Raw genomic sequence first — 24,985 nt, forward strand, 5'->3', positions numbered from 1 at the left:
GATCGGCGTACCTGACGCAGGTTCGCGCTAGCCCCTTCGCAGCGCCTCGGCCAGGGTCAACGGCAGGCCGGCCTCGGCCATCTTCTGTGCGACCGACTCGATGTCGTATGCGACGCGATGGATGACGACCCCGAGCCAGGCGTCGGCACTCCCCGCCCCAGCGGCCGCATCATCGTCGCTCGCGGCTGCGCGGACCTCGCTTGATGCACCCACGACGAGTTCCACCCACGCCGCTCGGGGGTCGCCGTCCTTGGGCTTGCCGACCGAACCGCTGCTGATGTAGTGGACGGACCGGCCACCCTCGGTCGTCATCACGCGGTGGTACGGGATGTGGACGTGCCCGACACACACGACGTCGGCTTCGGCGGCATCAGCCAGACGGATGAGCTGCGCGTCCTGCCGGTCGAGGAGCAGGTACTCGTTGATCTTGCGCGGGCTACCGTGCGCGAGCAGGATGCGGGCTCCCTCGTGCTCGAGCCGGATCTCAGAAAGCAGCGTCGCAAGCCACTCGTGGTCGGTATCATCGAGCGCTGCATCGGTGAACGCGTAGGATGCCGCGCCGTCGGATTTCGCCTGCTCGGTCGCGTAGTAGCAGCCGCACTCCCCACGACGGTTGCCAATGCCCTCATCGTAGTTGCCCATGATCGTCGGGATACCGAGCGAGCGGATACGCTCCACGACACCCGACGGGTCCGGCCCGTAGCCCACGAGGTCGCCGAGGCAGTAGACCTCCTCGACGTCCGCCGCAGCGATGTCACCGAGCACGGCATCGAGTGCCTCGAGGTTGGCGTGCACGTCCGAGAACAGAGCGATGCGTCTCATGAGTTGCACTCTTCGCCGTCCACGAGCGACGCCACGAGCGGAACCGGCGCCGTGCAGTGCTGGTCGCCTCCGGCGCGCACCGAATACCGTTCGCGTGTGCGGTTCGCGATCCATACGAGCGTCAGCATCACCGGCACCTCCACCAGCACCCCCACGACGGTGACGAGCGTCGCACCCGAGGTGAGGCCGAACAGCGCGATCGCAACGGCGACCGCCAACTCGAAGAAGTTCGAGGCGCCGATGAAGCCCGCAGGTGCACCGATGGGGTGCGGGATCCTCCAGCGCCAGGCCCATCCGTAGGCGATCGCGAAGATGAGGAACGTCTGGATGGTGAGCGGGATGGCGATGAGTAGGATGTGGAACGGATTGGCCACGATGATCTCACCCTGGAAGATGAAGATGATCACGAGCGTGGCCAGCAGCGCGATGATCGTGATGGGGCCGAATCGCGGCAGGAAGTCGGTCTCGAACCAAGCGAGGCCCTTGGCCGCGATCAGCCGGGTACGCACAAACCACCCTGCCACAAGGGGGACGACGACGAACAGCACGACGGAGAGCGCCATCGTGTCCCACGGAACCGGGATGCCCCCGACGCCCAGCAGGAACGACACGATGGGCACGAATGCGACGAGCATGATGAGGTCGTTCAAGGCGACCTGGACAAGCGTGTAGGCGGGATCGCCGTCGGCCAGGTACGACCACACGAACACCATCGCGGTGCAGGGTGCCGCGCCCAGAAGCACCGCGCCGGCAAGATACTGCTGCGCCAGCTCGGGTGGAATCTGGTTCTCGAAGATCACGAAGAAGAACAGCCACGCGATGCCGAACATCGTGAACGGCTTGATGACCCAGTTCACCACCGTGGTGACCACGAGTCCGTTCTTGTTTTCCCCCACGCGCCGTAGCGATGCGAAGTCGATCTGCAGCATCATCGGGAAGATCATGAGCCAGATGAGCACCGTCACGGGGATGGATATCTGCGCGTAGGTGAAGCGGGACAGCGAGTCTGCGACCCCGGGCCACGCGTTGCCGATCACGGTACCCGCAACGATGCACAGTGCCACCCACAGCGTCAGGTAGCGCTCGAACACCCCCATGCGCTTCTTGTCGGTTGGTGCCGCAGACTCACTCATCGCACGCTCCCTGTCTCGGCCCGCACTCGGTCACTACCGCCGCGATCTCGCCGATGGCCTGGTTGAACTCGTCGAGCACCGAGGCCACGAGGCAGTACACCATCGCCGTCCCGACGGGGTGCGACTGCACGAGCCCGGCCTCCTTGAGCACCCGCAGGTGCTCAGAGATCGTGGACTGTGCGAGCGGCAGCTCGGAGAAGACCTCCTGGCCCCGGCATTCGGCTTGCGCGGCAAGGAGACGCACGATGCGAACGCGCGCAGGATGCGCGAGTGCCCTGGCTACGAGCGCCATCTGATCGTCCGTCATCTCGCCCCCTCAATCGTACATCGTCAATGAACGATACTCGACGGTGGCCGACGCTGCAATCCCCTTCTGCGACGCACCGTGGCGGCACGGGTCAGCGCGGGTCGGCGCACGGCGTCCTGCAGGGTACTATGCCTGTGAGCGTCGAAATCCGACTATTCGCATGGGGGCAGTATGCGAGCGTACGTATGAGCGCCATCGTCGAAGTGCGCGAACTGGTCAAGCGGTTCGGCGAGTTGTGTGCGGTCGACGGCGTGAGCTTCTCCATCGAGTCCGGGGAGATCTTCGGGCTGCTCGGCCCCAATGGAGCGGGCAAGACGACCACGATCTCGATGATCTCGTGTCTGCTCGCGCCGGATGAAGGTGACGTGCTGGTGGACGGGCACTCGGTACTCACGCACTCGACCGAGGTGCGGCGGGTGCTGGGCATCGTGCCCCAGGAGATCGCGCTCTACCCCACCCTGACCGCGGCCGAGAACCTGCGCTTCTGGGGCCGGATGTACGGGCTGTCGGGAAGCGCCCTTGCTGACGCAGTCGCCTACGGGCTGCAGATGGCGGGCCTCGAGGACAAGGCGAAGGTGCGCGTCGAGACCTTCTCTGGGGGCATGAAGCGGCGCATCAACATCGCAGCCGGGGTGCTCCATCGCCCGCGCGTGCTGCTCATGGACGAGCCGACGGTGGGAATCGACCCGCAGAGCCGCAATCACATTCTCGACACCGTGCGCGAGCTCAACCGCGACGGCATGACGGTCATCTACACCTCCCACTACATGGAAGAGGTCGAGGCGCTGTGCGATCGCATCGCCATCGTCGACCACGGGCGCGTCATCGCAAGCGGAACGCTGCCCGAGCTGCGCGAGCTGGTCGGCGACGAGGATCACATCCGCATCGCGCTCGGCGGCGGAGTGGAGGCCGGCGAGGACGCGGGTGAGCCCGCCGACTCAGACGCTGTCTCTGATGAGCCGCTTCCGACCTCGCCCGAGGTGCTGGCCGCCCTCGAAGCGGTCCGCGCGGTGGCCGGCGTCTCGCGCGCCGAGGCCGTGGGCAGCTCGCTCGAGCTGCTGTCACCCGACGCGGCTGCCACGCTTGGGCGCGTCGTCGAGGCGATCGCGAGCGCAGGGGCGCCGCTGCGCTCGATCGAGATCGTCGAGCCGGATCTGGAGAGCGTATTCCTGCACCTCACGGGCCGCGGTCTGCGCGACTAGATGGCGCGCCTTTGGTACATCGCGGTCAAGGACCTCGTGGTGTGGAGCCGCGACGCCACGGCGCTCGGCATCCTGCTCGGCATGCCGCTCGTGCTCATCTTGATCCTGGGCTCGGCGCTTGGCGGGGCGATGGAGAGCGACATCAAGGTGGCGGTGGTCGACCTGTCACGCGGGCACGCCACCGCGGCGGGCGGGGCGAAGCCGCCCTCCGACGAACTCATCGCGGCGATGCTTGAGTCGGAGCGGCTCGACGACCTGTTCGACATCGAGCAGCTCCCCTCCGAGAAGGTCGCGCGCGCGCTCATCCGCGAGGGCAAGCTCGTGGCGGCGCTCGTGGTTCCCGCCGGATTCGACGAGGACGTCGCGAGCGGTCGCCCCGTGAACCTCGTGGTGCTCAAGGACCCGGGAAGCCAGACCGCGGCGGGCATCTGGGAGAGCGTCGTCACCGCATTCGCCACTCAGTTCTCGGCGGCCTCGGTCAGCGTGCAGACGGTGGTCGAGACGGTGCAGCGCGGCAACCCCATGGCGCTGGCGGCCGGAGGAGGCGCGCTTGTCGCCCGCGCGGTGGAGGCGGTGACCGGCGAGGACGCGCTTGACGGCGTGCGCGTGACCGACGCACAAGCCGCAGGGGTCGCGCAGGTCACGGCGATCGACTACTACGGGCTGTCGATGGTGTCGATGTTCCTCATGTTCGGGGCGATGTTCGGAGCGTTCTCGACGATCAAGGAGAACCGCGAGCAGACGATGAACCGCCTGCTCACCACTCCCTCCCCACGCGCAGGGATCGTAGGCGGCAAGATGCTCTCGGTGTTCCTGCTGGGCATGGTGCAGTTCCTCGTTCTCTACAGCGCCACACGCTTTCTCTTCGGCGTGGAGTGGGGCGGCAACATACTGGCGACGTTCGTGCTGGCCGCAGCCGAGATGCTCGCCGTGACGGGGCTGGCCACGCTGATCGCCGCATTCGCCCGCACCGAGCGGGCGGCCGGCGGCATCGGCCCGCTGGTGGTGCAGGTCCAGGCGCTCATCGGTGGCGCGTTCTTCGCGATCGCCGCGCTTCCCGAATGGGTGCAACCGGTGCGCTACTTCTCGGTCATCGGTTGGACGATGGAGGGCTGGGTCGCAGTGCAGACGCGCGGAGCCGGACTGGGCGAGGTGTGGCCGAGCGTCGCCGCGCTGCTCGCCATGTCAGGCGTGCTGTTCGCGATCGGCGTGTGGCGCGCGGAGGCCAGCCGATGAAGCGCATCCTTGCCATGGCCGGCCTCAACCTCACGCAGATCCTGCGGGATCGCTCCGAACTGGTGGCGCTCGTGGGGCTGCCGCTCCTTCTGACCGCCGTCTTCGGGGCCGCGTTCGGGGCCGGAGACACCGGGCGTGCGATGAGCGTGCCCGTGGCCGACCTCGATGGGTCGGTCTACTCAGAACGCGTCGTCGCCGCGATCGATGAGGCCAAGGGCTCGGACGCGCTGCTCGTGAGCGAGTTCTCGGCCCGCAAGCTCGTCGCCGACGGCCAGGCCCCGGTAGCGGTCATCGTGCCGAAGGGCTTCGGACAGCGCATCGAAGATGACGAGCGCACCCGCATCTTCGTGCTCCGAGATTCGGGCTCCGCCAACGCGCAGGTGATCGTGCAGATCGTCGACGGCGCGGCCACGCGCATCGCCGCGAACGCCGAGGCTTCGCGGGTCGCCGCGGAGGCATTGGGCGGAACGGTGCCCTTCGCCGACCTCTTCGCCTACGCCGATGACCTGTGGAGCCCCGATCCGCCGGTGGGCGTGGAGTCGCGCGTCGTCGCGGCTACCACCGCTCGAGCCAACGAGCTTCAGGCGCCGCCGAACACGCAGTACTCGCTCGGGTTCACCGTCTTCTTCGTGATGATGATCGCACTGGGCAGTGCAGGCGGCATCCTCGAGGAGCGCGAGCTGGGGACGCTGCGCCGGCTGCTGGCCGCCCCGCTGCGCCGCGCAGACATCCTGGCCGGCAAGACGCTCGGAGTCGCGCTGGTGGCGAGCTTCGAGGCGGCGCTGCTCGTGGGGTTCGGCGCCTTTGTGTTCGGCGTGCCGTGGGGAAGCAATCCCGCGGCGGTTGCGCTACTGCTGGGCTCGCTTGTCGCAGCGGCCACCGGCATCGGGATCATGATCTCGGCCATCGTTCGAACCCGCGACCAGATGTCGGCGCTCACGCCGATCGTCTCCACTGCGCTCGCGATGCTCGGCGGGTGCTACTGGCCGCTTGAGGTCACAACGCCGTTCATGCAGAGGCTGGCGCTTCTGACCCCCACCGGCTGGGCGATGATCGGCCTCAAGGACGTGGTCGCCCGCGGCATGGGCGTCGAAGCGGTGCTCGTTCCGAGCGCGGTTCTGCTCGGCATCGCCGCGGTGACGCTCGGGATCGGCACGACGCGGCTCCGGCTCGAGTAGCGCTACGCCCGGGCGCGGCGGGGCGTTCCCGACACGAACGGCTAGTATGGTCCCGAAGCAACGATGCGACGGCGCACGCCCGCTCCGCGGCAGGGCGCCTGACCCCAGAATCGCGAGGAGCGCGGACATGAAGCAGCGTGCAATGGGTTCGTTGGGGTGGCCGGTCTCGGCACTCGGTTTCGGTGCCATGCGACTGCCCGGCCAACGCTTCAATCGGCTCATCCCCGACCAGGCCAAGTCCACGGCGATCATCCGCAGCGGGATCGATCAGGGCATCAACTACGTCGACACCGCCTACGTCTATCCGGGCAGCGAGAAGGCCGTGGGCGTGGCGTTGAGAGACGGCTATCGCGACCGCGTGCGTCTCGTCACGAAGCTGCCGGTCTTTCTGACGCGCAAGACCCAGGACTTCGACAAGTATCTGTCGACTTCACTCGAGCGCCTGCAGACCGACCATCTCGACGCCTACCTGTTGCATGCGATGAACGCGGGTGGCTTTGAGAAGGTGCAGCGCCTGGGGCTGCTCGACAAGATGGTCGAGGCGCGCGACGCCGGCCTCATCCGGCACATCGGTTTCTCGTTCCACGACACGCTGCCGGTGTTCAAGCACATCGTCGACGCGTTCGACTGGGACCTGTGCCAGATCCAGTTGAACTATATGGACACATGCCTGCAGGCCGGAACCGAGGGCCTTGAGTATGCGGCGGGCAAGGGCATCGCGGTGGTCGTCATGGAGCCGCTGAAGGGCGGCACGCTTGCCAATCCGCCCGCCGAGGCGCGTGAGATCATGCACTCGTCGGGCGTGGACCGCACGCCGGTCGATTGGGCGCTGCAGTTCCTGTGGAACCGGCCTGAAGTGTCGTGCGTGATCTCGGGCATGGGCTCCCAGCAGATGGTCGACGACAACTGCGCCAGCGCCGACCGCTCGGGCGTGGCAACGCTCACCGCCCACGAACTCGACATCGTCGAGCAGCTGGCCGATGTCTATCGCCGCCGCATGGTGGTGCCGTGTACCGCGTGCCGTTACTGCATGCCCTGCCCCTACGGCGTGAACATCCCCCAGAACTTCGCCATCTGGAACAACGTGTCCATGAAGGACGGCGGATGGCAGAGCCGGCGCATCAAGAGCGGCTATCGCAAGCTCGCACGGACCTCGGCGAAGGTGAACCTGGAGAAGCCGAACGGCAGCGCGGTGGTCTGCACAAAGTGCGGCGCGTGCGTGCCCAAGTGCCCGCAGGAGATCGACATCCCCACCGAGCTTGAGAAGTGCGAGGCGGCACTGCGGTAGGTCCTCGCGCAGGAGTATCCGGCTGACGGTACCGGCCGACCAAGCGGGTCCTAGCGCCCTGCCGGCTCCGCGAAGTTCTCGACATGCGTGTCTCGCGTTCACAACGCGTTCACGCCGGGTGAGCACCCTAAGAGGTGCAAGGTCGGCACGGACGAACGGACGCGACTCGTGGGAGCACTGCTTACATTCCTCTCGGCGATCGAGAGCCTCCGGGGCAACGGGTTCCGGTCGCTGCTCATGGCGCTCGGTGTGGTGATCGGCGCGGCGACGATCGTCGTGGTGGTCGCGGTCGGGCTCGGGGCGCGCGAATCCATCGATGCCCAGTACTCGAACATGAGCGTCACGACGATCTTCGTGAACTCGGGCCCGGCATCGGATTCGTTGCTTTCCGCCGACGACGCCGCAGCGATCGAGACCATCCCGACGGTCGCTGCTGTCGCCCCACAGCTGACCGGGCGCACCCAGATCGGCTTCGAGGACATCGCCTCGCAGACGATGGTCGTGGGTACAACGCCGAACTACGGCGAGCTCGCATCCCTGTCGTTCGCCTCGGGAACGTTCTTCTCCGACTACGACCTCGAGCGGCGTGAGCGCGTGGTCGTGCTTGGCCCGACGGCGGCCGAGGAGCTGTTCGGTGCCGGCATCGACCCGGTCGGCGAGCAGGTTCGCATCGCCGGCAAAGCGCTCACCGTCGTGGGTGTCGCGGAACCCAAGGGCGGCTCCATCGGACCGATCACCTTGGATGACAGCGTCTTCGTGCCCTACACGACGGCCGAGCGCGCGCTGCTCGGCAGCGAGGGCAAGGTCAGCATGAACGTTCAGGCCGACGCGATCGACACGGTCGCGCCGACGATGGACGCGGTAGCGACGGCGCTGCGCGAGGCACACGGGCTGCGCTCCGACCAGGCCGACGGCTTCGTCGTCAAGGACATGGGCTCGAAGCTCGTCAGCGCGCAGGAGTCCAACCGGACGATGACGCTGCTGCTGTCGGCTGTCGCCTTGATCGTGCTGCTGGTCGGCGGCATCGGAATCATGAACATCATGTACGTCTCGGTGACCGAGCGGACGCGCGAGATCGGCGTGCGGCGCGCCATCGGTGCCACAAGGCGCAGCGTTCTGGCTCAGTTCCTCCTCGAGGCCATCGTCCTGAGTGTCGTCGGGGGACTCGCCGGCGTCGCACTCGGCCTCGCGATGCTCCCCGCGGCCCGTGCAGCGGAAGTAGCCGCCGTCCCCTCGACCGAGGGTGTGGCCCTGGCCGTTGGATTCTCTCTGCTCACCGGCATCGTGTTCGGCTACGCGCCCGCCCGCCGGGCCGCAGCTCTCGATCCCATCGAAGCACTTCGTTACGAGTAGCGCACCACCGTCCCTGCGTACGACGCGACCTAGGAGTACCCCATGAACAAGACCGTGATCGGCCTCATCGTCGTCATAGCCCTCGCGGGCGCCGCCTACTTCGGCGCGAGCCTTCTGGCCGGGGGCAGCTCCGATGTGCCCGGTTCCGCATCCTCCGAGCCAGCGGGAGGCACAGGGCAGTCCGGCGACCCGAACCAGCCCGAGCGCACCGCCGAGGTCAAAGGCGCCGTCATCTCCGTTGACGGCACGACCGTCGTGATCGACCGCTTGCTCATCGAGCCGTCCCAGGAGCTCACTGAAGAAGAGAAAGCCGCCAAGAAGGCCGAGCGCCAGGGCATGTCCATGGAGGAGCGGCAGGCCGCCAAGGCCGCCGAGCAGGCAGGCCTTGCGAGCGAGCGCGTCAACGTCGAGATTCCCGTGGGCGTCACCATGACCCGCATGATCCCCGGCGACGACGGGCCGACCGTGCAGCCCGCGACGCTCGCCGATGTCAAAGTGGGCGTCACGCTGTCGGTGTGGACCGACGGACCGGCCGATGGTGGCGTGGCCGAATACGTCAAGATCCAGGCGAGCAACTGATGTCAGCCGCACAGCGCATCACACCCTCGCGCCTCGCGCAGGTGAAGATCGCGGCCTTGGCGCTCGTCGCCGTGGTGCTCGTCGCCGGTGCTGCCTACGCAGGGTACCAGCGCACGGCGGCGCAGGCCGCCGACAGCTCCATCGCCACGGCGACCGTGACCCGCGGTGACGTGCAGTCCTCCGTTCCTGCCGACGGCAGGGTCGTGGTGGACGAGTGGGAGCTCGCTTTCGGGGCGAGCGGTCGCGTCGCGTCGGTCGACGTGAGCCAGGGCGAGTCGGTCACCGCCGGTCAGGTCCTCGCGCGCCTCGATGACGCGAAGGCTCGCGCCCAGCTGGCACAGGCGCGCACGGCACTTGCATCGGCCGCGTCGAAGCTCGACGGCCTGCGCAGCCAGCCTATCTCCGAAGACGTGGCCGCCAAGCAGGCGGTCGTCGATGCCGCTGCGTCGGCGCTCGACCGCGCAGAGGATGCGTACGCGCTCCTCGTGGCCGAGTCGAGGGATACCACGGTCTCGGCCGGCGAACTGCAGGCCAAAGCCGGTGCGGTCGAGGCCGCCGAGGACCAGCTTGCCATCGCCCAAGCCAACCTCGCGGCGGTGAAGGTGTCCGCAACACGCAGTGAGATCGCGGCCGCCGAGGCCGCTGTCACCGACGCGCAAGCGGGTCTGCGCGCCGCGGAGAGCGGACTCGACGACTACGTCATCACCGCGCCCGCTGACGGGGTCGCAGTCGCGCTGGAACTCGTCGAAGGTCAGGCACCGCCGTCCGGTACCGGCTCGGCTCCGGCCATCGTCGTCGCCGACGTCTCGAAGCCGCGCGTCGACGGCCAGCTCGACGAGGCGGACGCGGCCTCAGTCCGCACCGACATGCCGGTCGACATCGTAATCGACGGCCTGGGTGGCATGACCGTCGCGGGCCGCGTCGAACGAGTCTCGGCCGTGGCGAAGGTGGACCAGAACGGTCTGGCGACGTTCGACATCGAGGTGTCGGTGGACGAACCCGTTGAAGGACTGGCCGCCGGCATGGCGGTTCGGCTGCAGATCATCACCGACCGCGCGCAGGACGTCCTCACCATCCCGACGGCGGTCGTGAAGCGCAGCGACGGGGCGTCCGTCGTGACCGTCGTGGACGAGTCGGGCGCCATGAAGACCGTGACCGTCGAGCTCGGCAAGACCGACGGCAAGACGGTCGAGGTCAAGAGCGGGCTTGCCGAGGGGCAGAAGATCGCCCTGGAATCGACGGCGAAGGAGGAGTGATGGGCCACCCGGTCATCAGTCTCGAGGATGTGACGAAGACCTACCTTCTGGGCGATGTCGAGGTGCCCGTTCTGAAGAACGTCAACGTCGAGGTCGAACGGGGCGAGTACGTGGCACTCATGGGCCCGTCGGGCTCGGGCAAGTCGACGCTCATGAACCTCATCGGCCTGCTCGACGAGCCGACGTCAGGCAACTACCTCCTCGATGGAACCCCCGCCGCGTCGCTTGGCGACGTCGAGCGGGCCCGGCTGCGCAACGCCACGATCGGCTTCATCTTCCAGACGTTCAACCTCTTGCCCCACCTCGATGCGCTCGCCAACGTCGAGTTGCCCTTGCGCTACGCGGGTATTCGCGATGCCGGACCTCGGGCCCGCGCGCTGCTCGAGCGCGTCGGGATGGCCGATCGTCTCGACCACCGCCCGGCGCAGCTCTCCGGCGGTCAGCGGCAGCGGGTGGCTATCGCGCGCTCCCTCGTCAACGACCCAGCCCTGATCCTTGCCGATGAGCCGACCGGCAACCTTGACTCGCACACGGGAGCCGAGACGCTCGACCTGCTCGACGAGCTCCACGCGCAGGGCCGCACCATCCTCATCGTCACGCACGACGAACAGGTGGCCGCGCGGGCCCAGAGGACGATACGGCTGTTCGACGGGGTGATCGTCGAAGACGGCGCGCCCCATGGCGTCGGCGCACTGACGGCCTCAGCGCCCCTGCTCCACGCCGGCTGATGGGGGTGGGCCGCCCGTGGAACCGGTGACCAGACACGTACTCGTAGTGGACGAGGACCGGGGCATCGTCGAGGTGCTCACGGGCCATCTGGACGCGGCGGGGTTCTCGGCCGAAGGGGCTCACGACGCCGCCTCGGCCGTCGCGCTGGCGGAACGGCGGCAGCCCGACCTCGCGCTCGTCGACGTCGCGCTGCCGGACCCTGGCGGGTATGAACTCGCCGACCACTTCTGCTCGCGGGATATCGCGGTGATCCTCGTGTCGGCGCACAGCGACGAGGCCACGCGTCTGCGCGGTTTCGAGATCGGCGCAGACGACTTCATCGCCAAACCGTTCAGCCCGCGCGAGGTCGTGGCGCGCGCGAAGGCCGTGCTCAGGCGCCGCCGACCCGAGGCCGAGCCTGCCGGGGAGGTGCTGCAGTGCGATGGCCTGACCGTGGACGTCCCGCGGCGCTCGGTGTGTCTCAACGGCGTGCCGGCCGACCTGACGCGCGCCGAGTTCGACATCGTGCTTGCCTTGGCGAGACGCCGCGGCGCGGTGTGTACCCGTAGCCAGCTCCTCGAAGCGGTGTCGGACGGCGCCACCTTGACCGCAGAGCGAACAGTGGACGCCCACATCAAGAACATCCGCCGCAAGCTCGGCCTGCGCGCTTACCGCCCCGAGCGTATCCGTACCGTTCCTGGCGTGGGATACCAGCTCTGAGGTCTGCGGGCGGAGCAATCATCTGCAAGCCCTCCACCACGACTTCGTGGATTCGGGCGTCGTCGGTCGGGGTGAGAACCCGAAGGGCGGACCGCGTTCAGACCTCCAGCTCCCTCGCTCGTGCAGCGATGCGCTCGAGCCCCGTCCGCACTTCATCTGTCAGGTACTGCGCTGCCCTCACCTCACCCGAGTCCAGTCCCAACAACGCCACCTGCTCCGGCCCCTTCTCCGTACACAGGATCAGCCCGATCGGCGCCACATCCCCGTCATGCCGTTGGTGGCGATCAAGCCAACGCAGGTACAGCATCATCTGCCCGTAGTCGCCCGGCGCAAGGGGTCGCGTCTTCAGCTCGATTGCCACGTAGCACCGCATGGTGATGTGGTAGAGCAGCAGGTCGAGCCGATAATCACGGCCGTCGACGGTCATGCGCTTCTGACGCTCCACGAACGCGAAGCCGACGCCGAGCTCGAGCAGGAAGCGCTGCATCTCGTCGAGGATCGCGTGCTCGAGGTCGGCCTCGGTGTGCTCGGGCGCCAGGCCGAGGAAGTCGAGCACGTAGGGGTCGCGGAAGGCCAGAGCCGGTTCGACAGTGCCGGTGGACGACATGGTGGCGAGGTCGGTCTCGAGCCCATCGGCCGAACCTCGCGCGGCAAGTGTCCGCTCGTAGAGCTTGCCGACAATCTTGGCGCGCAGGGTGCGCACACTCCAGCGCTCATGGGCGGCGAAGGCTGTGTAGAAGTCGCGTTTCCGCTGCTCGGAGATCGTCAGGAGCTCGGTGAAATGACTCCAGCTCAATTTGCCCGACAGTGTCGAGCATTTCTCAGAATCGGGCAGCCACTCGACGAAATTGATCATTCGCTCGATGTTCTGTCGACTCCACCCACGCCCGTAGCGCTCAGTCAGGCGCTCTGCCAGTCGCTTCACCACCTGCTGCCCGTACTCCGCTCGCTCGCCGCCCAGAACCTCCTCGCGTACGCGCTTGCCGACGCTCCAGTACAGCATCACGAGTTCGCTGTTGACCGCACCAGCTACTCGCTGACGCGTGCCGTCGATGAGGCCCGCTACATCGCCGAACAGCGCGACTTCTGCATCCTTCACCTGATTCAGGTCTTGGTCCATCACATCACCCTCCGGCGGCCTGCGCGTCCGATCGCATGCGCCCCAGAGTCTGAGGAGACGCTCTTACCAGGGACTTAACGGGAGCCCAAGCGCTACTCCGTAGGGTCGAGAACTGGAAGGGCGGGTTCGCGACTCTTGGAGCGAATCCTCCCGGCATCGCCGCGCGAGTTCGAGCAGACTCTTCAAACCAGCGGATGCACTGCCGATGTAGATATCGAGGGCTGTCATCGAAAGTGGGGGTATCGCTAGTGAGCTACGCTGAGTCCAAGGTTTTCGGTGATCGCGGGGAGGCGATCGTCGCCGAGGTCGTGCAGAGGCATTGCCCGCCGGATGCAGTCATCCTCAACGACCTGCTCTTCGACGGCGTGGACACGACCACGCAGGTCGATCACATCCTGATAGACCGGTTCGGGTTGCTGCTCATCGAAACCAAGTACTACAACGCGCTTCTCAAGGGGACAAGCGACGACCGGACCTGGACCGCCTGCTACCAGGATGGTGGTCGCAGGCAGCTTCACAATCCCCTCAGGCAAAACGAAGGGCACCGCACCAAACTCCTGAGGACGTTGCAGCAGAACGGCTATCGCTTGGACCCGAGCTACACCCAAAGCGTGATCGTTTTTGCCAGAGGCCACGTCGGTGACCTCGATCTGACTGTCGAGGATCGAGCTCGAGTCCTCACCGCAGACGAGTTCGACCATCACCTAGCGACCCGCGCGGATTTCGCCCCCAACAGCGGAGACCTCAACCCGGACCAGATCGCGGCAATTGGCGACCTCGTGAGCACCCTGGACCGCAGTGCCGACGCCAAGGTGCAAGCGCGTCACGAGCGCATGGTCAAGAAGGCCTCCGGACGGAAGTTCGGTCGCGGCCCACGTCCTGCACGCACCTCAACCCCTCGGCCTCGCACTCCGCGAAGCACATCGCGTCCAAGGCGGCAGGCGAACCCACTTGGCGCACTGCTCGCCGTCCTGCTGTTCGCCGCTTGGATATGGGGCCCACGCGCATTGGACTTCTTCTCGGGACCTGAAGCGGCCCCGGCGCCAGCAACTGCGCCGCAGGCTCAACTCGACTTCCCTGCCCCGAGTGTCGGCGCGGCGTTGGAACGCGTACGGGAGGCCGACCCGATCGTCGCTGACAGCCTGGTCGACGCCGAGAGCCCCGCTTTGTCCGACGTGAAGGGCTACCCCACTTACACCTGGCAGTACGCGCGCCAAACCGGGCCGGAGACCGTGTCGGTCCGAAAGCTGTCTGTGTCGTTCGACCAGTCAGGACAGATAGTGGGAGTGAGCAAGGAGTAGGGCAGCGGACGGGTGCCAGGGGAACAGACGGAAGGAGCCACTTCTCCTGATGTTCTTGTCGAATCCGGCCGCATCCCCCTGTGGTGCGACTAGCTGGACCGAGTCTTTCGCTGCCACGAGTCCCCCCTCCTAGGTCCAGAAGCGGCTACGGCCGCCATGCGGCCGACAGGCCTTTCCCGCTCATGACTAATCGCTCGCCCGCACCATCCGCGCCCACAACCCAAAGCTTGTTGGTCGTGTCGTAGTCCCATGATGACCCGGTAGTGTATGCGAGCCGGTTCCCGCTCTTCAGCCAGGCGAGTCCGTGCACGCCCGTCTTGGCGAAGACGCGGCGTCGCGCACCTGTGCGCGGATTGATTATGTAGACATCGTCGTTCGGCCCACGAGTGGCGAGTTCCTGAGAATCAGGTGACCACGCTGCCCCCTGGTGTCCATCCTCCGTGGAGAGCAGCAACTGCCCGGTGTAGTCAACGACTTGGATCCCCCATTTCCACACCACGTCCACGAGACTGCCATCCGGAGACGCCCTACCGCCGAAGGTACCGTTCTGCGTTGTCTTTCGCACGGTTCGGATGTCCGTGCGCGCGTTCGTGACCGTGTCGTGCCGAACAAGCGTCTCGTCGCACCACTCCAGTCCATTCTCGTCCACCATCACGTTGCGATACGTCATCTGGAAGAGGCGCGACGCTGCCGGAGCGGCACACACCCAACCACCAGCCTCCAGCGGTGCGTCCGTCACCGCATCCCTAGTCACATCGTAGATGCGCCACGAATACTCGTCTGCGTCGTCCCAACCTTGTCTCGCGTCGAGGAGCAGCCGACTATTGTCGATCCAGTCAATCGAGTCGATGCCGGACCATTCACCGGTGTTCGCAGCAACCTCCACGAGACGATCGCCAACCATGCGGTAGAGGAACAATCCCCAGACGCTGGCGCCGGCACCGACTCGCATCGCCAGGTACCGCCCGTCCGGTGACCATTCCATCAGGGGCGCCCCGCCCTTGCTGAAGCCTGAGTAGACCTCGGTTTCACGATTGGTCTCACCGTCGCGGTACATCACCGTCCAACCGTTGGCTTCAGGCATCACCGCTTTCGCGTATACGAAGTCCGGGAGGGGCGGCGGCGCTGGTGCGGCTTGCTTCGCAAGGACCTTCTCCCACTCGAAGACCGTGGTGTGCCACTGAGCTAGGGTCTTGTTGAACACCTCGACTTTCGCGCCGGCCTCAGCGCGCAATCCACCCCTGAGCTCCCAAAGGGGATCGCCTCGCGGATCGGCGTGCGCTTTCACGAAGGCCTCGACCGAGGCATCCGGCCCCGCGATGCCATAGAGCATCAGCGCGATGTGGGCGCCGGCATAGACTCGGGCGTCGGCAGAAGCTGTCAGCGTCGGCGGCTGATAGGTGAAGCTGGACGAGCGCTCGGATATGGGCGACCAATTGCCCGAGTCGTAGCGGACGCCCACTTTGTAGGATGCCTGTTGGACAGCTCCGGCCGACACGCCAACGGAAATCCTGCCGTCGGCACCGGCATACACCGAGACCTCGGGCACGAACACCACAGGCACGGGCCCCACGTTCACCGTCATCGGCGCCAGTTTCCAGCGGTAAAGCTCGACGCGCTTGCTCAGACTCGCCGAGACCGACGACGAGACCTTGACCTCGGCCTTCTCGGAGACCTTGGTCGTGAACTCGAATGTCTTCAGCGTGAACCACGAGATATCGGCGTGGGCGTCGACCTCGGCAGTGAACTCGATCGAACCGTTGAGCTTGACTTGATCGGCCTTGGTCGACTCGTCACCGTCGGCGTCGTACACGACCACATCGTCCAGTGCGAGGTCGAAGCTCTTCGAGAGAGCCGCCGCATCCACGCTCGACGCCGACACCCCTGGCCTCATCGCCTTGCCCGAAACGACCGTTTCCGGCGACAACTCCCGCTGCAGATCGATCGAACCCTGCCCGATCACATCAACCAGTTGGGCGGGCTGAGTCATGACTCGCACGCCGCTGCCAGATTGTGTTACGCCGGTGACCTCACGGAGGAAGCCCTCAGGCGCTTCAGTCGTCGGACCAGAGACGATGACGTCGCCCGGAACGAGCGAGGCGGTCAGCGTCGAAGGCGAGGAGAAGGTCACCGCCTGATCCGTGACCCCTGCCACCGTGGCTGCGGCCTCTCCTGCGATGACCTCGGCATCCTCGGCAATTCGCGTGGTGCCCGCCTCAACGAGTGCGCGAGACACAGCGGAGGGCAGCACCGAGGCGGGACCGATCAGGCGGATGCGCCGAATGGCCGACCCGTGTGCGCGAACGAAACCAACAGCCGCGGCCGCGGAAGACACGGTGTTGCCCGACAGCAGGAGCGGAGTCCGAGACCTCGCGGCGAAGCTTGGTGCCGTGAGCAAGTATGCCGCTGACGAGTCTGATGCGACGCTGACTTCTTCGAGGGGGTAGCCAGCGTCAACCGCCCTCTCGGCGAGCACTCGAGCGATCGAACGCGAACTTGTGCCGCTCACACGTGACGCCGTGACCTTGAGTGACTTCAGCTGTGTTGTGACGACGCTGGGAAGCGCCGACGTCGTTCCGACCACGAGCGCCGCGGTCGGGTCGAGAGACGTGATGGCTGCGCGGCTTGAGCTGTACAGCCCTTTCGAGCTCGCGAATAGCAGCGGGCGCCGCAGACGCGCAGCCTCACCGGCAGCCACAAGCGCGGGGATCGTGCTGGCTGGAGCAACGACGATTCCGGTGACATTTCGCCGCCGATCGATGTAGCCCGCAACTACCCGCGCAGTCGCATCGACACCAGCACCGGACAGACGTGTCACGCTCACGCGTCGAGCCGCGAGTGACGCGCTCACTCTGCCGCCGACGACGGCAGTCGAGCCGACCACGATCGCCTTGGTCGCCTTGAGGCGCGCGATCTCTTTGGCGGTCGAAGCAGGCAGCGTGGAGTCCGCGAGTAGAATCGGCGCGTCGAGCACCGTCGATAGCGGCGCCGCTATCGCTGCGTAGAGCGGGCTGCGCGAGGGCGCGATGATGACGACTCCCGAGCCCCTCGCCCAACCGCCCTTCGACAGGGCGGCGGCGCGAGCGGCTGCGCTCGAGCCGGACAACCGTTGCACTGTCGGAGCGTCGACTGCGACGCCGGGGGCGACACTTGCAGCGGTGCGCGCAGGGGCAGGAGGCACGGCGCGTGCGGGCGCTGAGACCGGCAGAAGCGTGCCGACCAACACCCCACTCAGAACCAGGCGGACGAGACGGCGGATAGCCCCCATGTCGTTCTCCCCTCTTGCGTGACCCCTTGGCACGGCACTGGCATCCACTTCCCAGCGGCTGCGAGCGAGGGCACGCAACATCCCCGTGAGGGCCAGGCCATCGGAGCACGCCCAATGGGACAACCGGATCAACTGGCCCTTCGGAAGACAGCCTATCACTCGGTCCCGGGTTCGCGCCGACCTCTGGCCCCCCATCCGAAGCACCACCACGCAACATCGGACCACCCCGACGGACTTGCCTAGCCCGGTCGAAAGCGCGGCAGTGTTGAACAGCGCGAGGTTGACCTGCTGAGAAACGGCTTCACTTCGTGGCACGTACGCCCGTCGCGCGGCAGCGAAGTCGGGCTGAGACTCCGAAGGGCACCCACCAGCGCGGTGCGTCACGTGCGGTTCTATGGATCCTTCGGATGAACGAACCCCACGGGGTGCTTCGGAGGGTTCGGCGGTGCCATCAGCTGCCGGATCGCGTCGAAGATCACGCCGAACTGCGAGTCGTATCGAGCTTCCAGTTCATCGATTCTGTTCGCGAGCTCAGTGCGAGATGCGAGCATCGCCTTCATTCTCACAAAGGCCCTCATTATCTGGACGTTCACCTCGACGGCGCGCTCACCCCTCAGCACAGACGACAGCATCGCCACTCCCTCCTGCGTGAAGGCGAAGGGCAGCCCCCTGCGTCCACCTCTGCCAGCCGGCTTCAAGCCAACCGCGTTTCGTTCCTGTTCAGTCAGCTGGAACATGAAGTCCTCTGAAAATCGCTCAGGATTACGCCTGACAGCCTGCAGCAGGGCACGCGTCTCGACGGCATACATGCGCGCCAGATCCGCATCCAGAAGCACCCTCAGTCCTCGAAGTTCGAGAATGGTGAGCTCAATCGCGTCCGCCGAAATGATGCTAGTTGAATCCGTCATGACATCTCCCCTCCTTTGACATCACAGTCTGTGATGTCAAAGACCCGCGCACACCACTCCCATGGTGTCGACGATGCCATGAAGGGATTATCGGTCTGTTACCGCTCCCAGCGATCTCCCGCAGCGGTCATCGTCCGACCCCGCTACTCCCCTGCAAGCTCCTCCAGCCGCCGGAGCGCCGCCGCGACCAGCACGTCGCTCTCGACTCCGACCCTCGCCGCCAGCACGTCAGCCACCGTACGCAGGTCCGCCTCCGCCATCAGCTCCGCGTCCGACTCCTCGGCGCACAGCGGGATCGCGAGCGCCTCCTTCGGGTCCAGAACCCGAAGGGCGGAGGCGCTGGCCTCACTCCGGCTCAACGACGATCATCAGGCCGGCAACCACCTCTTCCAGGTCAGCGGCGCTGGCCCTCCCCAACTGCTTGTCGAATCGTCCCAGCGAGAGCGCCCTCACCTGCAGCACGTCAGCTACCGACTCTTTCGCCAGCCCGGTTTCAGCACTCGAGTGCAAAGGCACGAGCCACGTCTTGCCCGACTTCGCCGGCGTCAACCCGGTGATCGGTGCGACCAGCCTCAGCGCGAGGGCCCTGTAGGAATCCCCGGAGAGGACGAGGACCGGCCTTGTCTTGTTGAGCTCCTGACCTCTGATGGGCTCCATGTCTGCCCACCGGATCTCGCCCTGCCTCGGGTCGGCGCTACTCGTCTTCTTCATGGTCCCACTCGCCGAGATCGGCATCGAGCCATTCATGGTCGATTTCGCGGTTGTACTCTGCGGAAATCGATTCCACCTGGGCCCGGATGATCGCGTTGCGCTCCTCGCGAGGAAGCGCCATCAGAGCACGCCGATCCAGTCCCGCATGCCACGGTTCTGCAGCCGCGCTCGGGATGTACTCGATCATCGTCTCGCGTGCGATCAGGCCCTCTGCCTCCGCGCGCCTTGCGTGGGTCTCGTTCCATGTCGAGCGCTCTTTGGGCTCTTCCGCAGGCTCCACGTTTCGCCAGCCGGCGCGGTTCACGTACATGCACCACCAGGAGTAGCCGGCGTCATCGAGTACATCAAGGTCATGCAGCCGGTACAGCACCCCCTGCATACTGATGCCCCACCTGGCCTTCGCTGCGAGAAGCTCCGCCATCGTGATTCGGGTGCGTATGGATCCGAACTCGTCCCGAACCGCCTGTTCGGGGTAGAGAAACGCGCCTGCGAACCTCTTTGCGGCCTTCTCTTCGTCCACGCCATCGGCTACGTCCATGGCCAGGTGTCCCGCCTCGTGCGCAATGCTCATGCGCTGCCGCGAACGGGTGACTTGGAGACGGGTCGCGATGCCACAGGCAACGGGCATCTCGTCCTCTAGTGCGATGATTGCGAGCCCGTCGAACTTCCTCGGAGTATCGACCTCGATAAGGTGTCCTCCGTGCGCCTCGACCGAATCGACGACACTGGCGATGGGTGCGTCTCCAAGGCCCCACACGGCCCGAAGCTGCGCTGCTGCCAGTTCCGCGTCTGCGATCTGGGACACCTCCGTGCATGCGCCCTCGAACGGAAACGTCATGTCCAGTCCCAGCCGGTCGCCCAGGGACAGCCTTCGCTCAAGCTCGATGATCACCGTGTTCTCGATCGACTCCCGCTCCCTTTGCGGCAGTGTCGCAAGCGCCCGGAACGCAACCGGCCTGAAGTCGTACTCCGGCTCAGAGGCCAGCTGACTGGCGCGTACGCCGAGCGCACTGGCAAGCGATAGCAGAACAGTCGGGCGAGGAGTGGCGTCGCCCTTCTCGTACTTCGATAGCGCCTGCTTCGAAACCGAGGGATCCATGCGACTTGCGAGGTCGTCCAGTGAGTAGCCGCGCGCGGTACGGAACTGGCGGATTCGGCTGCCTAGACTCACGGGTGCACCCCCTTCGGTTGACGATTCATAAGACTATACGCCCATTTGTCAACCAAACTACCACCGCCGTCTGACATCGGCTCGTAAGGTAGGCAGCATCCGCGAGTCTAGTTTGGCGCTCGAAACGGCCGCCGTTCGCTCGTACAGCTTGCCGACGATTTCGGCGCGCAGAGTGCGTACGCTTCAGTGCTCGTGGGCGGCGAAGACCGCGTAGAAGTCGCGTCTTCCCAGCTCGGCGATGCTCAATAGCTCGCTGAAGAGACTCCAGCCCAATTGTCGCGACAGTGTCGCGACAATTGAGATCTCGGGGTGGTCCACCGCGGACTGGAGCATGCTCAACAGGCGCGCCGCCGTCACTGTGTTCGACTTCGACCGGAATCCACATCATGCTGCCATGTGGAGCGCGTAACACCGGCCGTGCCGCACCCACGCGCCCTATCGCGCCGAGTACTCCCGCAGCACCTTGCACGCTCCGTCAACGACCTGAGTTGCGTGCTCCAAGACGGCCTCGCCCGGAAACGCGTCTACCGTTGGCAGCGGTATATCCATGCCCTCGATGGGGAGTGCTGCGGCCAGTTCTCGAAGTGCCGAGCGCACAGCGACTGAAGCCTCATACGCGCTCTCCGCTCGGGCCGCAAGATCAACGCCAGCGTGAAGCGCTTCCAGCGCCCCGAACGCACTCATCCAGTCCACATACGCGGAGCCGCCCGCCGGCGCCCACTGCGCCTCAGGTACCAGGCGGTACTGCACGCTTCGCCCGACTTCGTACCGCTGCGCGAACCCCGCCTCCGCGAGTCCAGCGAGATACTCTGCGACCTGGCGCTGTGAGTAGGCGGTGCGCGATGCGATCAGCCGCCCATGCGCGGTTTCATGCGTCCACAGGTACAGGAGCGTCTCAGCTCGCACGCCGATGCCACAGAGCGCGCGGGCGGCGAAGCGCGACGAGGCTGACAGATCAGTTCTGGGATGCGTCGACATGCCCCGCAACGCAAGCGGTGGCCGAACGTAGCCCCGCTCCGCGAAGAACGGGTCCGTCTCGCCGAAGGACGGCATTTGGTCGCCGCTGCTATCACGGAATAGTGCGGAGGGGGCGTACGCCGCTCGTGACTCGCGAGCGTGCCACATCTCCGACAGCGGATTCCACTTCGACCCCTCAACCCTGGTCTGCAGCAACTCGATCATGACTGCTGCGAGATCTTGGACCTCGGCGGAAGCCGACTTCAGAATCCGTCGGAGTCGCGTCACGTCGAGAAGACGGCCGTTGAGCAGCAGCCAATCGAGCACTTCGTCGAACAGCCGCGGGTCCTGGCGCCCGAAAGACAGCGTCGCCACTAGCATCGCCTCGGGGTCGACCACAGTACGGCCACTTCCGACCGTTCCTGCAACACCGATCTCGGTCCACTGCGCCCACAGGAGACCCAGCGCCGACGTGCGAAGATCATCTCTAGAGCGTTCCATCTGCGCGCCTCTCCTCGAGGTAGTCGATCAGCTCAGTCAGCTGAGAACCGAAGCCCTCCGAATCGTCCTGAGTTGTGACCCAGCTCGCGGCGAACTCCATCTCGACCGACGTCGGGGCAAGCGCGATGAGATCGGTGAGGTGACGTCCCGCGGAGTCTGCCGCGGCATACGTCTTGAAGCAGATCTGGTCGATTCTCCCGGCGAAATGAACCCTCTCGAACAGCGACAACATCGATGTCTTTCGTCGGGCGCTCGACGAATCCGGCGGCAGCCAGCGCAGATCCACCGATAACGCAGATCTCAATAGGCCCCGCATCCAGTCGTCGCAACTCCGCGGCCAAGGCCACGAAGAGCACTTCTATGTCGACACCAGAGACGAGCGACATGCCGATTCCATTTCCATGACTATATTTACGTAGTCATTATGACTATCTGTATGTAGTCGTCAATAGCGCGTGAGTCATTGGCCGTGCGATTTCGGCCGAGGTTCAGCGGCGATCCTGCCCGGCGGCGCACCCGGGCACACAACGCCAGCGACAATCATCATGGCGGGCCGCACGCGGTCTTCAGCGCCGCGGTGGCACCCGTAGGGTCCAGAACCCAGAGGGTGGGCGGGTCGCGGCCGCGGCGTTAGGCGTCTGCACCTACCCGTAGCGTTGCATTTCCGCGGGAATTGAGGAATAGTATTCTTGAACATCGCTTGGAGGCCTGATGACTGGCGTATTGGACATGGGACCAGAGGAACTGCGCAGGCGCCTGGAGGACTTCGACCGGGCTGTCTGCCTCCTTCACCCTGGGCGTTCATTCCGTCTGATCATCGTCGGCGGCGGCGCACTCGTTCTGATGGGATGCATCTCCAGATCAACCTCCGACTTGGATGCGCTCAGCTTCCCGCCCGAGCTGCGCGAGTTGATGGAGCAGTACGACATCAACGGCAAGGCGAAGGCATACGAGGACGAGTTCGCATACAGCTTCGAGGACCGCATCCAACCGATCGACGCGGATACGAAGGCGGTTCAGTGCTTCGCTGCTTCACTCGAAGATGTGGTGATTGCCAAGTTGCACTCGCCGCGGGACCAGGACGCTGAGGACATCCGAGATCCGGGAGTGCTCCGGATGCTGGACTGGGAACGCCTGGACGAGCTGGCCCAAGAGATGGGGCGGCAGGTCTTCATCGAGCGGCGCCACGAAGAATTCAAGATCAGCTACGAGCAGTACAGGAAGGAGTGCTCACCGTGCGACCGTTGACCTTCAAGGGCTTTCTCGAGGCATATGTAGGGCACCTGTCCGGTCGCAGGACGACTTCCTTGGCCCAGCTCGCTCCGCTACTCGATTCGAACAAGCGTCTTCGTGAGCCGCTCGTCCTTTGGGCCGTCAAGAACGAAACGAGCGAAAGGCTTTCGACACTGCTGGCTGACGACGAGCGGGTGCAGGCGGAGTTGCGGTTGCTCACCTGTCTCGAGCAAGAGGGCCGGCTAGAGGAGTCGCTGTCCCGAGAGGACTCAGACCTGAGACCCGAGTACTTGAAGGTGTGGCAGAGCTACGTTGCCCGCAGGGACGCCCACGCGAGGGACGAACGGCTCAAGCTCGCGGCGCGGAAAAGGGCGCTGGCACTCGAAACGACGAGACACGTGAGCCGATATCGGATGGCGAAGGATCTGGGGCTGAATCAAGGAAACCTCCACGCGTTCCTGAGCCAAGGCAACCCCAGCAAACTCTCACTTCAACGCGCCTACGAACTGGTCGACTACCTCGAAGCCGCTTGCGATTCGCAGGGCTCGGCTTCACGTCCTGGCGCAAACGCTGAACGCACGGCGGCGAAGTCGGGCTGAGAACCCGGGAGACACGAGCCCCCCGACGTGTAGCACATCGGCCTCCGACTCCTTCGCCAGCCCGCAGCACCTCGATCAGGCCTTCAGCTCCTTCGCTCGCGCAGCGATCCGCTCGAGTCCCGCCCGCACTTCATCTGTCACGTACTGCGCCGCCCGCACCTCGCCGGAGTCCAATCCCAGCAACGCCACCTGCTCCGGCCCCTTCTCCGTGCACAGGATCAGGCCGATCGGTGCTGCATCCCCTTCGTGCCGCTGGTGGCGATCGAGCCAGCGCAGATACAGCATCATCTGCCCGTAGTCGCCCGGCGCGAGGGGCCGCGTCTTCAGTTCAAGCGCGACGTAGCAGCGCATGGTGATGTGGTAGAGCAGCAGGTCGAGCCGATAGTCACGACCGTCGACGGTCATGCGCTTCTGCCGCTCCACGAATGCGAACCCGACGCCCAACTCGAGCAGGAAGCGCTGCATCTCGTCGAGAATCGCGCGTTCGAGATCGGCCTCGCTGTGCTCCGGTGCTAGGCCGAGGAAGTCGAGCACGTAGGGGTCGCGGAAGGCCAGAGTCGGCTCGACGGTGCCGGTGGACGACATGGCAGCGAGGTCGGCCTCGAGCTCATCGGCCGAACCTCGAGCGGCGACCGTCCGCTCATACAACTTGCCCGCGATCTTCGTGCGGAGAGTGCGCTTCGACCAGCGTTCGTTCACGCAGAATGCAAGATAGAAGTCTCGTTTTCGCTGATCAGAGACGGCAAGTAGCTCGGTGATGTTCGTCCAGGTCAATTCGTGCGCCAGTGGCGCACATTTCTCTCCGTCCGGTAGCCATTCGGCGAAGCGCATCATCCGCTCTAGGTTCCACCGACTCCACCCTCGCCCGTAGCGCTCAGTCAGCTGCTCCGCGAGTCGCTTCACCACCTGCTGCCCGTATTCCGCTCGCTCCCCGCCCAGAACCTCCTCGCGGACCCGCTTGCCGACGCTCCAGTACAGCATCACGAGTTCGCTGTTGACCGAAACTGCTACTCGCTGACGCGCGCCGTCGATGAGGCCCGCGACATCGCCGAACAGCGCTGCGTCCCCCGTGGTCGCTCGGTTCAAGTCGTCGCCCATGAAGCCACCTCCTTTCGGCCCGCGCACATCCACGCGCGCACTCAGGAGTATGGGGGGACGCTCTTACCAGGGTCTTACCGGAAACCTGGACACAACCCGTCGGGCTGAGAACCCGAAGGGGTGATTGAGGCGAGAGTGATGTCGGTGTTAGGCCAGCTGAACGCCCCGGACCAGTCCATTCTTATGGAGCCCAGCGTGATTCGTCGGGGCGCTTCACTCGATTCCCGCCAGCGATGTATGTACTCGCTCGCGGCGAGTCTCCCGACTTCGACGCGAAACCTCGATATGGATGGAGTCCGCGACATTTCGAACCACCACGCTACACTGGTCTTCCAT

Annotated in this window: 25 protein-coding genes; 12 read left to right on the forward strand and 13 right to left on the reverse strand. The window is 65.6% G+C overall.

Going from position 1 to position 24,985, the window contains the following annotated elements; genetic code table 11:
- Positions 1-27: 27 nt before the first annotated feature.
- The 3 genes from U1E26_00805 to U1E26_00815 are packed head-to-tail and all read right to left on the reverse strand — an operon-like array spanning position 28 to position 2,262.
- Positions 28-822, reverse strand: coding sequence for a metallophosphoesterase family protein (locus U1E26_00805; protein ID MDZ4168181.1), 795 nt, complete (start codon positions 820-822; stop codon positions 28-30).
- Positions 819-1,955, reverse strand: coding sequence for an ACR3 family arsenite efflux transporter (arsB, locus tag U1E26_00810; GenBank protein ID MDZ4168182.1), 1,137 nt, complete (start codon positions 1,953-1,955; stop codon positions 819-821). The genes U1E26_00805 and arsB overlap by 4 nt, the downstream gene beginning before the upstream one ends.
- On the reverse strand, positions 1,948-2,262 hold the full coding sequence (locus tag U1E26_00815) for a metalloregulator ArsR/SmtB family transcription factor (protein ID MDZ4168183.1): 315 nt from the start codon (positions 2,260-2,262) through the stop codon (positions 1,948-1,950). The genes arsB and U1E26_00815 overlap by 8 nt, the downstream gene beginning before the upstream one ends.
- 185 nt (positions 2,263-2,447) lie before the next feature.
- Here U1E26_00815 and U1E26_00820 point away from each other — a divergent pair, with 185 nt between their 5' ends.
- The 9 genes from U1E26_00820 (at position 2,448) to U1E26_00860 (ending at position 11,782) form a co-directional block, all read left to right on the forward strand.
- A complete protein-coding gene (locus U1E26_00820) occupies positions 2,448-3,464 on the forward strand; it encodes an ABC transporter ATP-binding protein (GenBank protein ID MDZ4168184.1) in 1,017 nt (338 codons plus the stop codon).
- On the forward strand, positions 3,465-4,700 hold the full coding sequence (locus U1E26_00825) for an ABC transporter permease (protein MDZ4168185.1): 1,236 nt from the start codon (positions 3,465-3,467) through the stop codon (positions 4,698-4,700).
- Positions 4,697-5,878: an ABC transporter permease gene (locus tag U1E26_00830; GenBank protein ID MDZ4168186.1), complete on the forward strand. Its 1,182-nt coding sequence runs from the start codon at positions 4,697-4,699 to the stop codon at positions 5,876-5,878. The genes U1E26_00825 and U1E26_00830 overlap by 4 nt, the downstream gene beginning before the upstream one ends.
- A 127-nt stretch (positions 5,879-6,005) precedes the next feature.
- Positions 6,006-7,166, forward strand: a complete 1,161-nt coding sequence (locus tag U1E26_00835; protein ID MDZ4168187.1) for an aldo/keto reductase — start codon at positions 6,006-6,008, stop codon at positions 7,164-7,166.
- A gap of 168 nt (positions 7,167-7,334) precedes the next feature.
- Positions 7,335-8,519 (forward strand): ABC transporter permease, encoded by a 1,185-nt coding sequence (locus U1E26_00840; protein ID MDZ4168188.1) that lies wholly within the window; start codon positions 7,335-7,337, stop codon positions 8,517-8,519.
- Between the two features lie 42 nt (positions 8,520-8,561).
- Entirely contained in the window at positions 8,562-9,098 is a 537-nt protein-coding gene (locus tag U1E26_00845) for a hypothetical protein (GenBank protein ID MDZ4168189.1), read from the forward strand.
- Positions 9,098-10,354: an HlyD family efflux transporter periplasmic adaptor subunit gene (locus tag U1E26_00850; GenBank protein ID MDZ4168190.1), complete on the forward strand. Its 1,257-nt coding sequence runs from the start codon at positions 9,098-9,100 to the stop codon at positions 10,352-10,354. The genes U1E26_00845 and U1E26_00850 overlap by 1 nt, the downstream gene beginning before the upstream one ends.
- Positions 10,354-11,082, forward strand: a complete 729-nt coding sequence (locus U1E26_00855; protein ID MDZ4168191.1) for an ABC transporter ATP-binding protein — start codon at positions 10,354-10,356, stop codon at positions 11,080-11,082. Before U1E26_00850 ends, U1E26_00855 begins: the two co-directional genes overlap by 1 nt.
- Positions 11,083-11,128: 46 nt before the next feature.
- Positions 11,129-11,782 (forward strand): response regulator transcription factor, encoded by a 654-nt coding sequence (locus U1E26_00860; GenBank protein ID MDZ4168192.1) that lies wholly within the window; start codon positions 11,129-11,131, stop codon positions 11,780-11,782.
- A 97-nt stretch (positions 11,783-11,879) separates the two neighbouring features.
- Here U1E26_00860 and U1E26_00865 read toward each other — a convergent pair whose 3' ends face one another.
- Positions 11,880-12,902, reverse strand: coding sequence for a PDDEXK nuclease domain-containing protein (locus tag U1E26_00865; GenBank protein ID MDZ4168193.1), 1,023 nt, complete (start codon positions 12,900-12,902; stop codon positions 11,880-11,882).
- A gap of 248 nt (positions 12,903-13,150) precedes the next feature.
- On the opposite strand from U1E26_00865, the gene U1E26_00870 reads away from it, so the two are divergent.
- Positions 13,151-14,203: an NERD domain-containing protein gene (locus tag U1E26_00870; protein MDZ4168194.1), complete on the forward strand. Its 1,053-nt coding sequence runs from the start codon at positions 13,151-13,153 to the stop codon at positions 14,201-14,203.
- A gap of 145 nt (positions 14,204-14,348) precedes the next feature.
- Here the strand turns inward: U1E26_00870 and U1E26_00875 are convergent, their stop codons facing one another.
- From U1E26_00875 to U1E26_00910, 8 genes are all read right to left on the reverse strand, one after another.
- Positions 14,349-17,471, reverse strand: coding sequence for a hypothetical protein (locus U1E26_00875; GenBank protein MDZ4168195.1), 3,123 nt, complete (start codon positions 17,469-17,471; stop codon positions 14,349-14,351).
- 392 nt (positions 17,472-17,863) lie between these two features.
- Complete coding sequence (locus U1E26_00880; GenBank protein ID MDZ4168196.1) at positions 17,864-18,379, reverse strand: ORF6N domain-containing protein; 516 nt, start codon at positions 18,377-18,379, stop codon at positions 17,864-17,866.
- A 143-nt stretch (positions 18,380-18,522) separates the two neighbouring features.
- Entirely contained in the window at positions 18,523-18,738 is a 216-nt protein-coding gene (locus U1E26_00885; protein ID MDZ4168197.1) for a hypothetical protein, read from the reverse strand.
- A complete protein-coding gene (locus tag U1E26_00890; protein MDZ4168198.1) occupies positions 18,725-19,090 on the reverse strand; it encodes a type II toxin-antitoxin system PemK/MazF family toxin in 366 nt (121 codons plus the stop codon). Before U1E26_00890 ends, U1E26_00885 begins: the two co-directional genes overlap by 14 nt.
- Positions 19,074-20,261 (reverse strand): XRE family transcriptional regulator, encoded by a 1,188-nt coding sequence (locus U1E26_00895; GenBank protein ID MDZ4168199.1) that lies wholly within the window; start codon positions 20,259-20,261, stop codon positions 19,074-19,076. The genes U1E26_00890 and U1E26_00895 overlap by 17 nt, the downstream gene beginning before the upstream one ends.
- Positions 20,262-20,444: 183 nt before the next feature.
- Entirely contained in the window at positions 20,445-20,600 is a 156-nt protein-coding gene (locus U1E26_00900) for a hypothetical protein (protein MDZ4168200.1), read from the reverse strand.
- 96 nt (positions 20,601-20,696) lie between these two features.
- Positions 20,697-21,719 carry a hypothetical protein gene (locus tag U1E26_00905; GenBank protein MDZ4168201.1) on the reverse strand — a complete coding sequence of 341 codons (1,023 nt, stop codon included), beginning with the start codon at positions 21,717-21,719 and terminating at the stop codon, positions 20,697-20,699.
- A complete protein-coding gene (locus U1E26_00910) occupies positions 21,706-22,005 on the reverse strand; it encodes a hypothetical protein (GenBank protein ID MDZ4168202.1) in 300 nt (99 codons plus the stop codon). Before U1E26_00910 ends, U1E26_00905 begins: the two co-directional genes overlap by 14 nt.
- 425 nt (positions 22,006-22,430) lie before the next feature.
- Between U1E26_00910 and U1E26_00915 the strand changes: the two genes are divergently transcribed.
- Positions 22,431-22,967: a DUF6036 family nucleotidyltransferase gene (locus U1E26_00915; protein MDZ4168203.1), complete on the forward strand. Its 537-nt coding sequence runs from the start codon at positions 22,431-22,433 to the stop codon at positions 22,965-22,967.
- Positions 22,955-23,551: a hypothetical protein gene (locus U1E26_00920; protein MDZ4168204.1), complete on the forward strand. Its 597-nt coding sequence runs from the start codon at positions 22,955-22,957 to the stop codon at positions 23,549-23,551. Before U1E26_00915 ends, U1E26_00920 begins: the two co-directional genes overlap by 13 nt.
- A 75-nt stretch (positions 23,552-23,626) precedes the next feature.
- Here the strand turns inward: U1E26_00920 and U1E26_00925 are convergent, their stop codons facing one another.
- Positions 23,627-24,649 carry a PDDEXK nuclease domain-containing protein gene (locus U1E26_00925; GenBank protein ID MDZ4168205.1) on the reverse strand — a complete coding sequence of 341 codons (1,023 nt, stop codon included), beginning with the start codon at positions 24,647-24,649 and terminating at the stop codon, positions 23,627-23,629.
- Positions 24,650-24,985 lie beyond the last annotated feature (336 nt).

It is taken from the genome of Coriobacteriia bacterium (assembly GCA_034370385.1).
GTDB lineage: Bacteria > Actinomycetota > Coriobacteriia > Anaerosomatales > PHET01 > JAXMKZ01.

Coding starts and splice junctions, on each gene's coding strand:
- U1E26_00805 (MDZ4168181.1), bottom strand. CDS start 822: ATGAGACGCATCGCTCTGTTCTCGGACGTGCACGCCAACCTCGAGGCA.
- arsB (MDZ4168182.1), bottom strand. CDS start 1,955: ATGAGTGAGTCTGCGGCACCAACCGACAAGAAGCGCATGGGGGTGTTC.
- U1E26_00815 (MDZ4168183.1), bottom strand. CDS start 2,262: ATGACGGACGATCAGATGGCGCTCGTAGCCAGGGCACTCGCGCATCCT.
- U1E26_00820 (MDZ4168184.1), top strand. CDS start 2,448: ATGAGCGCCATCGTCGAAGTGCGCGAACTGGTCAAGCGGTTCGGCGAG.
- U1E26_00825 (MDZ4168185.1), top strand. CDS start 3,465: ATGGCGCGCCTTTGGTACATCGCGGTCAAGGACCTCGTGGTGTGGAGC.
- U1E26_00830 (MDZ4168186.1), top strand. CDS start 4,697: ATGAAGCGCATCCTTGCCATGGCCGGCCTCAACCTCACGCAGATCCTG.
- U1E26_00835 (MDZ4168187.1), top strand. CDS start 6,006: ATGAAGCAGCGTGCAATGGGTTCGTTGGGGTGGCCGGTCTCGGCACTC.
- U1E26_00845 (MDZ4168189.1), top strand. CDS start 8,562: ATGAACAAGACCGTGATCGGCCTCATCGTCGTCATAGCCCTCGCGGGC.
- U1E26_00850 (MDZ4168190.1), top strand. CDS start 9,098: ATGTCAGCCGCACAGCGCATCACACCCTCGCGCCTCGCGCAGGTGAAG.
- U1E26_00855 (MDZ4168191.1), top strand. CDS start 10,354: ATGGGCCACCCGGTCATCAGTCTCGAGGATGTGACGAAGACCTACCTT.
- U1E26_00865 (MDZ4168193.1), bottom strand. CDS start 12,902: ATGGACCAAGACCTGAATCAGGTGAAGGATGCAGAAGTCGCGCTGTTC.
- U1E26_00875 (MDZ4168195.1), bottom strand. CDS start 17,471: ATGGGGGCTATCCGCCGTCTCGTCCGCCTGGTTCTGAGTGGGGTGTTG.
- U1E26_00880 (MDZ4168196.1), bottom strand. CDS start 18,379: ATGACGGATTCAACTAGCATCATTTCGGCGGACGCGATTGAGCTCACC.
- U1E26_00890 (MDZ4168198.1), bottom strand. CDS start 19,090: ATGAAGAAGACGAGTAGCGCCGACCCGAGGCAGGGCGAGATCCGGTGG.
- U1E26_00905 (MDZ4168201.1), bottom strand. CDS start 21,719: ATGGAACGCTCTAGAGATGATCTTCGCACGTCGGCGCTGGGTCTCCTG.
- U1E26_00915 (MDZ4168203.1), top strand. CDS start 22,431: ATGACTGGCGTATTGGACATGGGACCAGAGGAACTGCGCAGGCGCCTG.
- U1E26_00925 (MDZ4168205.1), bottom strand. CDS start 24,649: ATGGGCGACGACTTGAACCGAGCGACCACGGGGGACGCAGCGCTGTTC.